Source organism: Fimbriimonadaceae bacterium (assembly GCA_019454125.1).
Classification (GTDB): Bacteria; Armatimonadota; Fimbriimonadia; order Fimbriimonadales; family Fimbriimonadaceae; genus JALHNM01.
The window spans coordinates 1,540,691-1,555,468 of sequence record CP075365.1 but is presented as its reverse complement, the minus strand read 5'-3'; the positions used below and the strand labels follow the sequence as shown (position 1 = coordinate 1,555,468).

At 65.3% G+C, this 14,778-nt stretch carries 19 protein-coding genes; 11 read left to right on the top strand and 8 right to left on the bottom strand.

Annotated elements, in window-relative coordinates:
• The first annotated feature begins 19 nt into the window (after positions 1-19).
• On the top strand, positions 20-262 hold the full coding sequence (locus KF733_07715; GenBank protein ID QYK54891.1) for a hypothetical protein: 243 nt from the start codon (positions 20-22) through the stop codon (positions 260-262).
• 17 nt (positions 263-279) lie between these two features.
• On the opposite strand, the gene KF733_07710 is transcribed toward KF733_07715, so the two are convergent.
• From KF733_07710 to aat, 3 genes are all read right to left on the bottom strand, one after another.
• The gene (locus KF733_07710) at positions 280-1,125 is read right to left on the bottom strand and encodes a metallophosphoesterase (protein QYK54890.1); all 846 of its coding nucleotides are present in this window, start codon (positions 1,123-1,125) and stop codon (positions 280-282) included.
• Between the two features lie 16 nt (positions 1,126-1,141).
• Entirely contained in the window at positions 1,142-1,345 is a 204-nt protein-coding gene (locus tag KF733_07705; protein ID QYK54889.1) for a hypothetical protein, read from the bottom strand.
• A gap of 72 nt (positions 1,346-1,417) precedes the next feature.
• Complete coding sequence (aat, locus tag KF733_07700; protein QYK54888.1) at positions 1,418-2,032, bottom strand: leucyl/phenylalanyl-tRNA--protein transferase; 615 nt, start codon at positions 2,030-2,032, stop codon at positions 1,418-1,420.
• 44 nt (positions 2,033-2,076) lie between these two features.
• Here aat and KF733_07695 point away from each other — a divergent pair, with 44 nt between their 5' ends.
• Positions 2,077-2,490: a hypothetical protein gene (locus tag KF733_07695; protein ID QYK54887.1), complete on the top strand. Its 414-nt coding sequence runs from the start codon at positions 2,077-2,079 to the stop codon at positions 2,488-2,490.
• Here the strand turns inward: KF733_07695 and KF733_07690 are convergent.
• Together KF733_07690 and KF733_07685 are read right to left on the bottom strand one after the other, a co-directional pair.
• Positions 2,487-2,888: a hypothetical protein gene (locus KF733_07690; protein QYK54886.1), complete on the bottom strand. Its 402-nt coding sequence runs from the start codon at positions 2,886-2,888 to the stop codon at positions 2,487-2,489. The genes KF733_07695 and KF733_07690 overlap by 4 nt on opposite strands.
• A gap of 29 nt (positions 2,889-2,917) precedes the next feature.
• A complete protein-coding gene (locus tag KF733_07685; protein QYK54885.1) occupies positions 2,918-5,359 on the bottom strand; it encodes a diguanylate cyclase in 2,442 nt (813 codons plus the stop codon).
• Between the two features lie 238 nt (positions 5,360-5,597).
• On the opposite strand from KF733_07685, the gene rpsB reads away from it, so the two are divergent.
• From rpsB to KF733_07640, 9 genes are all read left to right on the top strand, one after another.
• Complete coding sequence (gene rpsB / locus KF733_07680) at positions 5,598-6,623, top strand: 30S ribosomal protein S2 (protein QYK54884.1); 1,026 nt, start codon at positions 5,598-5,600, stop codon at positions 6,621-6,623.
• Positions 6,624-6,626: 3 nt separating this feature from the next.
• On the top strand, positions 6,627-7,472 hold the full coding sequence (gene tsf / locus KF733_07675) for a translation elongation factor Ts (protein ID QYK54883.1): 846 nt from the start codon (positions 6,627-6,629) through the stop codon (positions 7,470-7,472).
• 180 nt (positions 7,473-7,652) lie between these two features.
• Positions 7,653-8,141, top strand: coding sequence for a 30S ribosomal protein S16 (gene rpsP / locus KF733_07670; GenBank protein ID QYK54882.1), 489 nt, complete (start codon positions 7,653-7,655; stop codon positions 8,139-8,141).
• A complete protein-coding gene (locus KF733_07665) occupies positions 8,138-8,377 on the top strand; it encodes a KH domain-containing protein (protein ID QYK54881.1) in 240 nt (79 codons plus the stop codon). The genes rpsP and KF733_07665 overlap by 4 nt, the downstream gene beginning before the upstream one ends.
• Entirely contained in the window at positions 8,374-8,898 is a 525-nt protein-coding gene (rimM, locus tag KF733_07660) for a 16S rRNA processing protein RimM (GenBank protein ID QYK54880.1), read from the top strand. Before KF733_07665 ends, rimM begins: the two co-directional genes overlap by 4 nt.
• Positions 8,895-10,163 (top strand): GTPase ObgE, encoded by a 1,269-nt coding sequence (obgE, locus tag KF733_07655; protein ID QYK54879.1) that lies wholly within the window; start codon positions 8,895-8,897, stop codon positions 10,161-10,163. The genes rimM and obgE overlap by 4 nt, the downstream gene beginning before the upstream one ends.
• A complete protein-coding gene (nadD, locus tag KF733_07650; GenBank protein ID QYK54878.1) occupies positions 10,163-10,753 on the top strand; it encodes a nicotinate (nicotinamide) nucleotide adenylyltransferase in 591 nt (196 codons plus the stop codon). Before obgE ends, nadD begins: the two co-directional genes overlap by 1 nt.
• Positions 10,754-10,760: 7 nt before the next feature.
• Positions 10,761-11,111 carry a ribosome silencing factor gene (rsfS, locus tag KF733_07645; GenBank protein QYK54877.1) on the top strand — a complete coding sequence of 117 codons (351 nt, stop codon included), beginning with the start codon at positions 10,761-10,763 and terminating at the stop codon, positions 11,109-11,111.
• Positions 11,072-11,779 carry a tetratricopeptide repeat protein gene (locus KF733_07640; protein ID QYK54876.1) on the top strand — a complete coding sequence of 236 codons (708 nt, stop codon included), beginning with the start codon at positions 11,072-11,074 and terminating at the stop codon, positions 11,777-11,779. Before rsfS ends, KF733_07640 begins: the two co-directional genes overlap by 40 nt.
• On the opposite strand, the gene KF733_07635 is transcribed toward KF733_07640, so the two are convergent.
• The 3 genes from KF733_07635 to KF733_07625 are packed head-to-tail and all read right to left on the bottom strand — an operon-like array spanning position 11,776 to position 14,775.
• Positions 11,776-12,903: an insulinase family protein gene (locus KF733_07635; protein QYK54875.1), complete on the bottom strand. Its 1,128-nt coding sequence runs from the start codon at positions 12,901-12,903 to the stop codon at positions 11,776-11,778. The genes KF733_07640 and KF733_07635 overlap by 4 nt on opposite strands.
• Positions 12,900-13,988, bottom strand: coding sequence for an insulinase family protein (locus KF733_07630; protein ID QYK54874.1), 1,089 nt, complete (start codon positions 13,986-13,988; stop codon positions 12,900-12,902). The genes KF733_07635 and KF733_07630 overlap by 4 nt, the downstream gene beginning before the upstream one ends.
• A 43-nt stretch (positions 13,989-14,031) precedes the next feature.
• On the bottom strand, positions 14,032-14,775 hold the full coding sequence (locus KF733_07625) for an SDR family oxidoreductase (GenBank protein QYK54873.1): 744 nt from the start codon (positions 14,773-14,775) through the stop codon (positions 14,032-14,034).
• Between the last annotated feature and the right edge of the window lie 3 nt (positions 14,776-14,778).

Here is a 14,778-nt window from a genome sequence, read left to right as displayed (position 1 = left end):
ACCGATAAGCGACCGGAACATGTCCGACCTTTCCAAGGCTGAGAACTACATCCGCGGCTCAGTGAGCCCACGCCTTCAGGAAATGTTTATGAAAGCGGTTATGCGAGACGTAGGAGCAGTGGGCGGAGACTTCCGTTCGGAATCCGAGGCGAGGGCCTTCTTCGACCAAGTCTCATCCGTAGAAGTGAAGCGCAACGTCATCTATAGCTTCTATCTTCTGACCCCCGACGGGGGACAGTGGGGAGCGTTCATCCTCCCGTAGCATTGGCCGGCAAAGTTCTATCCTGCCTGCGTAAGAGTAATCGCCGTGACCTCGGGACGCTCCAAGAACCTGGCCCCACGCGGGCTGCCGATCCCTCGGGTGACGTAGACCAAGTTCCGCCTGCCCTGGACAAGTCCTTGCCGAAACGTGTCCCCGTACTTGCTCGGGATCACGCGGTCCCCGAAGAAGGGGAACCAAACCTCGCCGCCATGGGTGTGCCCCGAAATCTGAAGGTCGACGCGGTGGCCCGGGGGCATGTCGTGGGCAAAGTCGGGGTTGTGGGACATGAGGATCCGCGGTATCCCCGGGTCGACCCCCGCAAGGGCACGGTCTGGGTCCACGACTCCGTACCACATGTCGCCGACGCCAGCGATGCAGAGCGCTTCCCCACCGCGTTCGATCAGGACGTGCGCGTTATCGATGATGCGGGCGGGGGTCGTGCGGCCGAGCTCCCGGCGCACCGCCTCCTCACCGATCGCGATATCGTGGTTGCCCAGGGTCGCGAGCACCCCGTCTGGGGGGTTCAGGTCGTCGAGCAGCCCTCGGAACGAAGGCATCGTTTTCGGTCGCGAATGGCCGTGCACAAAGTCGCCGGGCAGCAGCACCAGGTGCGGGTCGAAGCTCATCGCCAAGCGGCAAGCCGCCTGGACGAACTCCGCCGAGATCCGCATCGGATAGTGGATGTCCGAGAGGACGGCGATGCGGTAGCCCTCGAAGGGTTTGGGGAGGTCTTGGATGGGAACCGTCAGGCGCTCAAACGCGAGCCAGCCGGGTTCGACCAGGAATGCGTAAGCACCGGCACCGGCCACGCCCGCCACAAGCGCTTTTTTTAGGAAGTCGCGCCGAGAGCCGGCCTGGTCCACTTTTGTATTGTGACACTCAGCCGGCGTCGTCTTCGACCTTGACGCCCTTCGCCGCTTCCGCGGTCGCATAGTCCCAGTTGTCGCAATCCAGGCGCTTGCAGTGGATCATCCGTTGCACGCTCCCATCCCGCATCTCGACAGAGGCCATCTGCGCGAACCGGCATTCCATGCACAGGTCGGGCTCGATGAGCTTGACCACTTTCAACTGACGTTTTGCCATCCCTGACCCTTGGCCCAGTCCGTGGGCACAAGGTGATCTTCGGGGATCGACTTGGCCGCCATCCCCGAGTCTTCACTGGGTTTCCGCCGCGATCAGGCGGCGAAGGTCCAGGCTCCAAGGGGTGCAGACCCTTGCAGCCTGATAGAACCTGCGTAAATACCGGAATTGGCCGATTTCCTGGCCCCCGAGACTCTTCAGGTGCGGGCTCATTTGCTGGGCGTCGAAGAGGACGAACCCCAGACCCCGGCACCACTCCACCAGCGCCCAGAGAGCGACTTTGGAGGCGTCGCTACGGCGGTGGAACATGGACTCCGCGCAGAAGGCCCCGCCGAGGGCGAGTCCGTAGCAACCGCCGACGAGTTCCCCGCCTTCCCAAACCTCGACCGAGTGCCCCCACCCCATTCGGTGGATCTCGCCATAGACCCGGTGGATGTCCGGGGTGATCCAGGTGCCTTCCGGACGGGCGCAGCCCTCCATGACCTGGGCGAAGGCCTGGTCGAACGTGACCGTGAACCGCCCAGAGCGGATGCGCCTGCGCAGCGACCTCGAGACCCGGAACCCGTCCAGGGGCACGACCGCCCGGGGAGGCAGGGTGCAGAAGAACACCTCGTCTTCCTCGCCCATGGGGAACATCCCCGCGAGGTAGGCGTCCAGGACGATGTCCGGGGTCAGGTCGGCTCCCAGCATGGGACGGAGTGTTCGTCAGGTTACCGATCCGCTATCCTCGCAGGGTGACTGCCCGCGAATTGATGACGGACCTCTTGGAGGAGACGGGGTACCAGGTCGAGAAGGTATTTGAGGGTCTGGAGGAAGCTCAGAAGGACGCCAAAGCCGTGCCGAGCGCCCTTTCGCCGATGGAGACCCTCCACCACCTGGCTGAAGCCTACGTCGCCTTTCTCGCCCACGTGGAGGGCAGGAAGCACGAATGGGGCTCGCTGGAGCCCACGGGCTCGACCCTGGCCGAACGCCTGGACTGCTGGCGGACCACCCGGGCCAAGGCCGTTGAGGCGGCCGCCTCGGACGAGGAGCACGTCTTGATGGACGCCAAGGAGTACCTCGTCTTGCACGACACCTACCACGTCGGCCAGATGGCGACGCTGCGGGTGGCGCTGGGCGGTTGGGACCCCTATTCCATCTACCACTAGCGGGCGGAGAGGGACTCGAGGCTCGCTTCCGATTCAAGGACGTGGGCTATCGCGGTCTCCTCGACTTCAGGCCAAATCTCGAACTCGCCGCAGTTGAGGGGCTGGCTCGCGTCCTCCCAGAGCCCGGAGATGAGGGTGCCGTCCCAGGTGCCGATGTATTCCAGCTTCGGGCACGCCCAGTTGCCCACGATCGACGCCAGGTCATAGAGCTTGGCGATCTCGACCTTCCCGTCCGGATCGTAGGTGCCGCGCATGGCGAACGATCCGCTTCGGTCTTCGCCGTCGCCCGCGATGAGGCCGCCTTTGAACCGAAGCGTGAGCCGCATCGTGCCTCGCACAGTGCCTTGGATCCAAAATCCGGCCCACGGGCCAGAGCGCGTGTCGAGGGCTCGTCCCATCAGTCTATTCTAGTCGAAAAGCCAGAACGTTAAGCCGAAATCGCGGCATCTGGCGAAACCCGCCGCCACACCGCGTCCAAGACCCATTGGACGCTGCCCTCCGCAATGAGGTCGAGGTCTGTCTTCGGGATGCGAAGGAAGCACTCGACGACCTCAGGGTCGAACTGGATGGCGGACGAGTCACGCAGTTCCTCGCAGATCCGGTCATACGGCTGCGCCCCTTGGTAGGCCCGCACGCTCGCCATTGCGTCGTAAGCGTCGCAGACCGCGAAGATCCGGGCCGCCAAGGGAATGTCCTCCTTCGAGAGCCCGTCCGGATAGCCTCGCCCGTCCCACCGCTCGTGGTGGCTTCGGACGATGTCGAGCGCATCGGCCAGGTTGTCAAACCGTTCGACCAGGCGCACGCCGAGCATGGGGTGTCGCCGCATCAAGCCGGTCTCGACTTCGTCGAGGCTGCTCGGTTTGCGGAGGATCACGTCGGTGACGCCTATCTTGCCGATATCGTGGAGCAAGGCGCCAAAGGCCAGCTTCCTGGCCCAGTTCACGTCGAGGGCGAAGAGCCCCGTGTCGTGCATCACGGTCGCCAGGAGCAGGGTGGTCCACATCACCCGTTCGCCGTGGCCCACCGTCTCCGTGTCGCGGAGTTCGAGCGTGGCTAGGAGGGCCTCAAGGCTCCTTCGGTCACGGTCGCGGACTGAGCGGTTCTCGTCCAAGGAGACGGCCGCCTCGATCGCGATCGCGATCTCCTGACGGATTCCGCTGGAGACCGGGATAAGGGTCGGCGGCGGAGCGGGCTCGACTTTGGCTCCCTTACGCTCGGGTTCGTTCCAGGAGACCACGCGGTCGCGCCCTTCACGCTTGGCTCGATAGAGGGCCTCGTCCGCGAGGACGAAGAGCTTCGAGGGGTCCATGTCCCATTCGGAAGTGATGACGGCATAGCCAATGCTGGCCGTGATCTTCTGGAGCGGGGGGTCAAGGTCTCGCACCGCGATCCGGATCCGTTCGGAGACCGTTGCCGCGTCCGCCTCGTCTGCCCCTGGCAAGACCACCGAGAACTCTTCCCCTCCATAGCGGGCCGGGATGTCGGCCGCGCGGACGGCTTCGCGAATGGCGTCCGCGACCAGCCTGAGCGCCTCGTCGCCCGCGGCGTGGCCGTGGGCGTCGTTGTACTTCTTAAAGTGGTCGACGTCGATCATGGCGACCGCGATCGGCACCCGGAGCCGCCTGCATTCGTCCACCGCCTGCCTGAACTCAAGCTGGAGCGAGCGCCGGTTGGCGAGTCCGGTGAGCGGGTCGGTTGTCGCCATCCGCTGGAGCAACACATTGGCCTCGGCCAGCCGCTTTGTCGTTTGGTCCAGCTGGTCGTTAAGTTCGCGCAGCTCCTCGTTCTGGGCCTCGATCTCGTTGGTCTGGTCTTCCAACCGGTCAAAGGCTCGGACCAGGTTCCCGTAAAGCGTGCGGCTCTCGTGCAGTGAGGCGACCTGGCGGATCAGCACCAAGGCGAAGCACGTGACCGCCCCGATGACCACACCGGTCGAGAGCCGCACGTCGTCGCCGCTCCCGACCGAGCGGACGAGGATGCCCAGCACCACCGGCAAGGAGAGGAACGGCAATGAGGCTTGCCATAGCGAGGGAAGCCGGAAGGGCGCGTCCGCATTCCGGGAGGGTCCGAACCGGACGGCAAAGGCAGCCATGCCGGTGAGCACATAACCTACGCCCGAACCTGCGTCCAAGAGCGAGACCGGCGGCACCTTGCCTCCCGTCACGAAATAGAAGTAGGCGAGGTCGGTCCCAAAGAGGAAGAACGCGACTTGCGCCAGGACCCACATCGGCGCCCGGTGGGCATCGATCGCACCCCGCTGGATATAGACCAGCACCACCGAAGTCAAGACAAGGTCGCAGGCCAGCAGTCGAAGAAGCTGCGACAGGTCGACCCCCGTGAACGGGGGGTTCAACCAGACGGGGCCGATGAGGAAGTACCACCCGACGACGACCACCGACGCGCTGACGAGGAGCGCTTCCAGGATAGCCCGGAACTGGGCCAGCCCGGAATCAAGCCGTCTGGGGACGAAGACCACGCCCAGGGCAATCAGGAGGTGGCAGAAAAGGCGACCGTTCAGGGCGTGCTCTTCGAAGGAGGGCACGAACGCGCCAACGGCCTCAACCGTCGCCCCCGCAAGGGCGCCGACGGCGAGAAGCGCGGTCGAGAAGCCCCGAGGTTCCAAGGCTCCCCCGATCGGCAGCCTGCTCCGGGCGAAATAGAAAGCGCTGAGCACGACGCACGTGCCCAACCCGATGAGCACGTGGACGGCGACGGTCTTCGTATGGAGAGGGACGGTCGGCAAGAGGACGATAAAGCCGATGAGGGCGCCAAGCATGAGGGCGCCGACGACGCCGAAGCGCAGGACGTCCGAGACGAACGACCGGTCCGCGAGCGACGCTATCCCTGACCTCCTTGACCCTTGCTTCACGCACGCAACCCGAGGCACCCTTAGGGGCCCCTATAAAGTTTCGGTTCAGCAAGGGGGGAACGGTTAGGCCGAGCGCCTAAGTTTTTTGGGCCCGACCCGCCCTCGTTTTCGGCTGGTATCCTCACTTCCGCCCGGGAAACCGGGTCAATTCACACGGTTCCGGTACCGCTATCAAGGGTCTTCTACGGAAGGGTTGGCGGGGATTGCCTGGGCCGGCGGAAAAAACCCAGAGAAGAATATGCCCCAGCTCAGCATGAAAGAGCTTCTGGAGGCGGGCGTCCACTTCGGTCACCAGACCCGAAGGTGGAACCCGAAGATGAAGCGTTACATTTACGGTGCCCGCAATGGGATTTACATCGTCGACCTGCACCAGACGATCAAGCTTTTTGAGGACGCCCTCAATTACGTCCAGCGCGTCGTCTCCGACGGCGGTACCGTGCTCTTCGTCGGCACCAAGAAGCAGGCCCAGGCGGCTGTCCGCGAAGCGGCCCAGCGCAGCGGCCAGTACTGGGTCACCGAGCGGTGGCTCGGCGGCATGCTGACCAACTGGGACACGATCCAGCAGCGCATCACCCGGCTCAAGGAGCTCGACCGGATGAAGGAGGAAGGCTACCTTGGCCGCCTCCCGAAGAAGGAGCAGCTGAAGAGGGAGGAAGAGCGGGACAAGCTCAACCGCTACCTGGAGGGCATCCGCCACATGAGCGAGATGCCGAAGCTGATGTTCGTGGTCGACCTGAACAAGGAGTCGATCGCGGTCAAGGAAGCCCAGAGGCTTAAGATCCCCGTCGTCGCGATCGTGGACACGAACTGCGACCCTGACGAGGCCGATTACGTGATCCCCGGCAACGACGACGCCATCCGCGCGATCCGGCTCGTGACGAGCAAGATCAGCGACGCAGTCCTTGAAGTCAAGCCCTATGACGAAGCGATGACCGAGGGGACGATGACGGAAGGCGAGACGGTGCAGGAAGAAGAGACCGCGCCGGTCGCCTTCGGCGAGGTCGAGGAGGAGTTCCTCCGCGCCTTCGGCGAATCGCACGACGGCGAGAGGGCCTCGCCCTTCGCCAGTCCGGTCCCCGGGACCAAATTCGAGCCCTCGACAAGCTCGCCGGAGGCCGAGGAGACGGTGGAACCCGTTGCCGCCGCCGAAGCCGGCCATGGCCTCAATGAATCCGAGAAGGCCGAGGCGGCCCCTGCCGAAACGAACGCCGAGCCCCAGACCGAAACCCCCGCCGAGCCCAAAATGGAAGGCGAGGAAAGCTGAAAGATGGCCATTGACCCCAAGGACGTAAAGCGACTGCGCGAGGAGACCGACGCGCCCATGATGGAGTGCAAGAACGCGCTCGAGAAGGCGGGGGGCGACTTCGACCAAGCTCGGCAGATCCTCCGAGAGACCGGTAAGGCCGCCGCCGCCAAGCGCGCGGACCGCACGACGAGCGAAGGCATCGCCCACTACGTCACGAGCGCCGACGGCAAAAAGGCCGCCGGAGTCGTGATCGAGTGCGAGACCGACTTCGTCTCCGGAAACGACACCTTCAAGGCGCTTGTGGCCAAAGTCGCGAATGCGTTCCTCGAGGCCGAGACGTCCGACCCGGCCCAGGTGATGGTCGACGGCGAACCTGTCGCCGCCGCGATCGAGCAGGCTGTCGCCGTTATCCGCGAGAACATCGTCCTGAAGAAAGCGACGTTCCACCGGACCGAAGGCACCATCGCCGTCTACAACCACCACAACCGGAAGCAGGCGTCCATGGTCGAGCTCGAAGGCACGGCCAGCAACATCAAGGACGCGGGCTACCAGGTTGCGGTGCAAACCGTGGCATTTGCCCCCAGCTTCCTGAAGAAAGACGACGTGCCGCGAGAGGTTATCGAACGGGAAATCGAGATCGAAAAGCAGCGCGCGATCAACGAAGGCAAATCCGAGGACATCGCCGAGAAGGCGGCCCAGGGCCGGGTGAACAAAGAGTTCTACCAGTCCCAGGTGCTGCTGGAGCAGCCGATGTACACGGACCAGAAGAAGAGTGTCACCCAGTACCTCCAGGAAGAGGGCAAGGTCGGTGGCGGCCCGATCAGCGTCCGCTCTTACGAGCGGATCTATGTCGGGATGAGCGCCTGAACGCGCCTTTTTCCTCACTGCAAAACCCTCCCCGCCCCAGTGGCAGGGAGGGATTTCTATTCCGCCGACACCAGACCGGCGGCCCAACCGGGGCCGCGAGCCACAATTGTCTGGGGCAGGTATGCCCTAGCCTATTTCAATCCCACGTGGGGCGGGTATAGTCCGTCACTCACAGAAGCTATGGTCAAGATTCGTCTGCGCCGAATGGGCAACAAACACAGGCCCTACTACCGTATCGTGGTCGCCAAGAGCACCGCGGGCAGAAACGGGAGTTTTATCGAGGTCTTGGGCACCTATAACCCGATCACCCAGCCCAAGCAGATCGAAATCAAGGGGCCGCGGGCCCTGCACTGGCTCATGACCGGTGCCCAGCCGACGGAGACCGTCGCCTACCTGCTCAAGAAGCAGGGCGTGCTCGACGAGTTCTTCCAGCAGCGGCCGGACTCCAAGAAGGACTACAAGTTCCTGGACAAGCGCGTGGCCCCGACCACTTCCGCCACGGTCGCGGCGGCCGATGAGCCAGCCGCCGAGGCAGCGCCGGAACCGACCGCCGCTCCTGAATCTGAGCCGGTCGCCGAAGCCGCGCCGGAGCCCGCCGCCGAGGCCGCTCCCGAGCCCTCCGCGGAAGCCCCCGCCGAAGAGACCGCTGAGGAAACTCCCGCCGAATGAGCCTAAGCGATTTCGTCCAGCGCCTCGTCGAACTCACCGTTCTTGAGCCGGACTCGGTCTCGGTGCAGCAGTCTGCCGACCGGGGCGCCACCATCTACCTGGTCAGCGTCGCGCCGAACGACGTCGGCCGCGTGATCGGGAAGGACGGCCGGGTCATCACCTGCATCCGCCAACTGGTGAGCGCCGCCGGGGCCAAAGCCAAGCAGCGGACGGTCGTAAAAGTCGTCACCGAGTGAAACCGGACGGTCCAGAGCCGGAGATCGTAGCCGTCGGCCAGATCGTCGGCACCCACGGCGTCAAGGGCGGCCTGCGCGTCAACGTCCTCACCGACTTCACCGAGCGGTTCGAGCCGGGAGAGACCTTGCTCCTCGACGGCGAGCCGCGCAAAGTCCTTTCTCTGAACTGGCACAAAGGCCAAGCCCGCATGAAGCTGGAAGGCGTCGACAACATGGAGGCGGCCGAGGCCCTCAAGTGGAAGTATCTTGGCGTGCCCGAGGAGGACCGCCCCGAACTTGACGAAGACGAGTTCCTGGCGCGCGACTTGGTCGGGATGACCGTCGTCACCACCGAAGGCCTTGAAATCGGGCCGCTGGACGAGGTGATGCCCTTCCCCGCCCACGACGTCCTTCGGATCGGCGAGGTCATGATCCCCGCCGTCAACGAGTTCGTCCGCGACATCGATTTCGACTCCCGCCGCATCACCGTCCACGTGATTCCCGGAATGTTGCCGGAAGAACCGGGTAAGCAGGAGAAATGAGCGGCTTCATCGACGAGGCGGTCGTCACGTTTGAATCCGGACGTGGCGGGAACGGGGCCGCCAGCTTCCACCGGGAGAAGCACGTCCCCCGCGGCGGGCCGAACGGAGCCGATGGCGGCAAGGGCGGCGACATCATCCTGAAGGCCGAGCGTGGGATGCGCACGCTGTACGAGTTCAAGCTCAAGGACCACTACCGCGCCGACCACGGTACGCACGCGGTCAACAACAAGGCGGGCAAGAACGGAAAGTCCATTACGGTGCGCGTCCCGATCGGCACCCAGGTGACGGAAGTCGGCGACGAAGAGCCCCTTGTGGACCTTGTGGCGCACGGCATGTCGTTCGTGGTCGCCCGGGGCGGGCGCGGGGGCCGGGGCAACTTGCACTATACGAGCAGCGTCCGCCAAGCACCGACCTTCGCCGAAAAGGGCGCCCCTGGCGAAGCCGTCCAGGTCAAGCTGGAGATGAAACTCCTCGCGGACGTTGGCTTGGTCGGACTCCCCAATGCGGGCAAGAGCACGCTGATCTCAGCCTGCTCTGCGGCCAAACCGAAGATCGGCGCCTACCCCTTCACCACCATCGTCCCGAACCTGGGCGTGGTCAGCGTCGGCGACGAGACGTTCGTAATGGCAGACATGCCCGGCCTCATCGAGGGCGCCAGCGAGGGCGTCGGCCTAGGCCACCAGTTCCTGAAGCACGTCGAGCGCACCAGGGTGCTGATCCACGTCGTCGACCTCTTCCCCATCGACGAGACCGACCCCTTCACGAACTATAAGACGGTGGAACACGAGCTGCAACGGTATTCCCCGGCACTGGCCGAGCGCCCCCGTCTGCTTGTCTTGAACAAGACGGACTTGGGAACGCCCGAGATGGTCGAAGCGGCGGCCGAGCCGTTCAGAGGCATTGAAGTCGAAACATTCCTGGCCTCGGCGGCGACGAACCAAGGCCTCGAACCGATGCTCTTTCGCGCGCTGGCCCTGCTGAAGGAGAGCGAGGGCGAGCAGCCCGAAGTCGTGCTTCGTCCCGTCGCGGTCGAGCGCACCCCCGGAGACTGGGGCGTGCTGGTGGAGAACGGCGAGTACATCGTGACGGGCAAACGGATCGAGCGGCTCGTCGCCATGACGAACCTCGGCAACAGCGAGGCCGTCCGGTATCTCCACCGCAAACTAGAGCGGATCGGCGTCGTCCAGAAACTGCGCGACATGGGTATCGAAGAGAACGACACGGTGAAAATCGGCAACTACGAGTTCGCCTTCATGGATTGGTAATGCGTTACGGCGTCTTAGGAGGAACGTTCGACCCGCCCCACCTGGGGCACGTGGCGTTGGCGGAAGCGGCCCACGATGCCTTGCAGCTGGACGAGGTGTTGCTGGTACCCGGTTACCAGAACCCGCTGAAACGGCGGCAGCCTGCAGCCACGGGCGCCCAGCGTTTCGCCATGTGCGGATTGCTCGCCCACGAGCGGCCCTGGCTCGCGGTGAGCGACATCGAACTCACCCGCAAGGGGCCGAGCTACGCTCTAGAAACGATGGAGGAGCTCACCTACTCGCGCCCTGGCGACTACTGGTTCGTTATGGGGGCGGACGCCCTCGCGTCGCTGCCCCAATGGAGAGAGCCGGCCAAGCTCCTGCGGCTCTGCCGAGTCGCCGTGGTCGCCCGCACCGGGACGCGCTTAGAAGGCGTCCTCAACGAGCTCGACCGTGAGTGGCGCAGGGTCGTCGACGTCGTCGAAATGCCAAACCACCCGGTTTCCTCGTCTAAGATCAGGGAGGACGTCGCGAGGGGACGGCCTACCGATAGGTGGCTCACCGCCGCCCTTCGGGAGTACATTGAGCGAGAGGGACTCTATCTCGACTGAACGACCATTGAACTCGCAAGAGAAAGCCGACCGCATCCGCGAATTCGCGGACGACATCAAGGCGGTGGACATCGAGGTCATCGACGTCCGCGCGAAGACGTCTGTCGCCGACTTCTTCGTCGTCTGCTCGGGCACATCGGACACCCACGCGAACTCCATCGCCGAAAAGGTGGAGGAAAAGATGAGGGCGATCGGCGAGCGTGCCCTCCGTTCCACCACCGGCCCGAAAGCGGGCGGGTGGATCCTTTACGATTTTGGCGACGTGGTCCTGCACGTGATGCTGGAGGAGAAGCGACAGTTCTACGATCTGGAGACGCTATGGCGGACGATGCAGAACGATCCGAACCTGATGCCGTAGCAGAGGCCCCCCGCGAGCTCACGGAAGAACAGCGGCTCCGGGTCGAAGACCTTTTGCGCCAGGCGAACCTTGCCAAAGTGAGGGGCCAGGCGGATCTGTCCGAGAGGCTCGTCTTGGAGGCGGTCCAACTCGCGCCACACTCGTCTCCTGCGAACGAAGCCCTGGGCGACGTCTACCTAGAACAGCGTCAGACCCGCAAAGCCCGTGAGGCGTATAGGCAGGCGGTGGAGCTCGACGCCACCAACGCGAGCGCGGAGCGCAAGTACGGCGAGACCGTGCTCGCCATCGAGACCGCCCTCAACCCCGCCCTGCTCCTGGGGAGCGGGGAGGGCACCTATGCGAGCGGCAAGGCCTCGGTCGTGCTCAGTTTCTTGGTCCCCGGCCTGGGCCAGATCGTCAACGGCTTGCGCGCGAAGGGCGCGGCTTTTATGGGCGTCTGGCTCGTCGGCTGGATCCTTGCGTTCCTGGTGCCGAACGGGATGAAGGGTCTGACGACCCTCTTCACCGGCCGCGGGCCGGGATTCGAGCCGCTTGTCCTGCTGCCCCTGGGGATCAGTGCGATCGCGTGGATCTGGTCGATCTTGGACGCGGGCCAGGCCGCGGGCCGCGTCGAACAGAAAAAATTTGAACGCCCGACGCCGCCGGTCGACAAAGACTTCGAGATTTAACGCACGACTTTGGCGCGCTGCAAGGCGCCCTCGATGTCTTCGCCCCCCGGCCCCGCGCTCCGGAGCACCTCGATTTGGATCGGCTTCGGCTGTGACCCGAGCGAACTCAGGGCGAGCAACGCGGCCCGGTCGGCAAGCCCCCCGCTCCAAGGCGAGCGCGCGTCCAGCCAGACGGGGCTCAGCCTCCCTTCGAAGCGCAGCGACGCCTCCGCAAGGTTGAGCGCCCTGGCGATTGTCGCCTCGACCGGGAACCTCTTGGCGCGGAGCGCCTCCAAGACCTCCCCGCCCTTCGCCGGGCCTGCCCAGACAAGGCGGAGCGAGAATCCCTGCGCGGTCGGCCAGAGCACGGCCTCTTGCCGGTAGCTCCGTCCCATGTCCTCGCGCAGCACTTCGTGCAAGAGCGATCCCTGCCCGGTGCCCAGCGCATAGGCCGCCACGAACCCGTTCGGCCCGATGTCGCCGGGCTCCCCGAGGCGGATCTCGTGCGATTCCAGATCGGGGGCGACGAGCCTGGACTCGGCCTCGCGCCAGCGCTCCGGCCGAGGCGCGGGCCTCGCCGGGAACCTGCGACCCAAGTCCTTGGCCGGCGCGCCGGGCTCGAACGCTCCGGCGACCACGACGAGAAGGTTGGCGGGCTGGAAGGAGAGGCGGTACAACTCGCGGACGGCCTCAGGTTTCACCGCCGAGACGTCCGGCTGCGGCCCGTTGACCGCCTTAACCCACGGATCGGTGATGCGGCTTTGCAGCCGCTCCTTGGCCTTGGCGATCCCTTCGTCGCTCAGGCGAGCCTCTTCGACGAGCGATTCCAGGATCTGCGCGGCCACGTCGTAACCGTTCTCCGGCTCGACGATCTGGATCCTGATGAAGCCGTCGCCCGGGTTGATGAGCATGGGGACGCCCGCTTGCTGGCCATAGCTGCGCATCTTCTCCGTCGTGAATTGGCTTGTGCCTTCCCAGAGCGCTTCGGCCAGCACGCGCCAGACCGCGCGCTTGTATCCCGTTTCCAGCGGTGCCGCGCGCACGACGGCCTGCACGACGACGTTCGGCGATTCTTCCGGCGCTTCGAGCACCTTAAGCCCAAGGCTGGGGCCGACCAGCGCCAGCAGCGCGAGCGCCGCCGTCACCGCGAGCCCCCTTCGATTGCCAGGTTCCACCGGCCGATCGCCTCGTCAAGCAACGAATCGTCTAGCCGCTCCGCCCACGCCGCCCTTTCCATCGGGTTGAAGCTGCGTCCCGCCAAACCCCAAAGGGCACGCGCCTTCGCGAGTTCGACTTGATCGGTGGCGAGCCGCTGCCAATAACGGGCGGCGAGGTTGCGGGCGCGCTGCCGCACCAAAGGCCGGTCTGCCTCGGCGACGGGCTTCATGAGAGAAGCGGTGGCCACTGTCACCATTCCGGCGGTGGGGCTCGGCATGACGACCAGCCCCCCCGATCCGTCTTGGGCCAGCACGAGCCCTACGCCGAGTAGCGCCAGCCCCGCAGGCTCCTCGATGGAAGGCGCGGCCGTCCAAGCCGCCCTTCCTGTGCGCGAACGGCCCTCTCCTTCCGCCACGGGCCTGGGTTGGAACCTGGCCTCGCCCTCCCGGATTCCCTGGAGCGCGCTTCGCGCGCTCGCGAGGGCGGAGCCCGTGTCGAAGTCTCCGACAGCGGCCAGAGCGATGTTCGAGCCGACCATCGACCGCTCGTGGAGCCTAAGGAGGGCGTCCGCGTCCGCACCCTTGATCGTCCCTTCGGGACCGTAACCGTCCAACCCTCGGTCTCCATAAACGGCCCATGCCTCGGCCGAAGCTTTGTCGTACTCCGAGCGAAGCGCGTATTCGTGTCCGATAATGCCGACCTCCCTCTCCACTTCCCCTGGGCCGAGGGGAAGTCCGGCGGCCACGCGGGAGACGCTCTCCCAAGCGACAGAAAGCTTGTCGGGGTCGATCAGGATGGTGAAGAAAGTCGCGTCGCGGGTGGTCTCGGCGATGAGCCGTCCCCCCGCCGCCTCTATTCCGGGTCCGATCCGCTTGGCGACAAGGTGCTCCCAAAGGTGGCGGAAGCCGTGGGTCTCGGGCGTATCGGGGGCGGCCCCCGCTCCCACAGCGAGCACGACCACCGCGTCGCCAGAACCCGTGCCCTCGACGCTGACCCGCGCCCCGTTTGGCAAAGTCGCCCGCTGCAGAGGGGAGGCGACGATCTGCCCAAGGAGCAGGGCTGCCACAAGCATCTCACCAGGGTACCGAGAAGGGCGGTGCCCGGCCCGGTACCCCTCAGCGCAAGTAGCTGGCGCCGTTGATGTCGAGGACGATGCCGCTGAGGTAGGCGGCTTCGTCGCGCAAGAGAAAAGCCACCGCCGCCGCGCAATCAGCCGGGCTCGCCATGCGCCCGAGCGGGATGTCGCGCAGGATTTCGGGCAGGCGGGTCTCCATCCCCTCGCGTGCCATCGCCGTCTCGACCCAGCCCGGGGCGATCGCAAAGTGCCGCACGCCGAGCTTTGCATGCTCGACGGCAAGCGCCCTCGTCAAATTGAGAAGGGCCGACTTTGACGCCGAATATGGAGAGGCGCCTGCTTCACCGCGGTGCCCAACCCGGCTCGCCACGTTGACGACGGCGCCGCTTCCCCGCTCCAGAAAGTGCTGCGCGGCCGCCCGGACGAGCGCCACCGGCGCGAAGAAGTTCACCTGCATCGCCCGTCGCCACGCCGCGTCGAACTCCTCCTGGCTCGAACCGAGAAAGTCCAGCTTCACATACTCTCCAGCGTTGTTCACAAGGGCTTCGAGCGAACCGGCCAGGCGAACCGCCTCGGGCACGATCTGCCCGACCTCCGCAGGATTCGAGAGGTCCGCCTGCACCATGCCCGCGCAGGCCTCGCCAAGCTGCCGGGCCGTCTCGTTTGCGCCCGCCTGATCGGCCCCGAAGTGCAGGGCCACCCGCCATCCGTCTTCTGCCAAGCGCAGCGCCACCGCCCGCCCGATCCCTTTCGAAGAGCCCGTGACAAGAACCGTTTTCGCCATTCC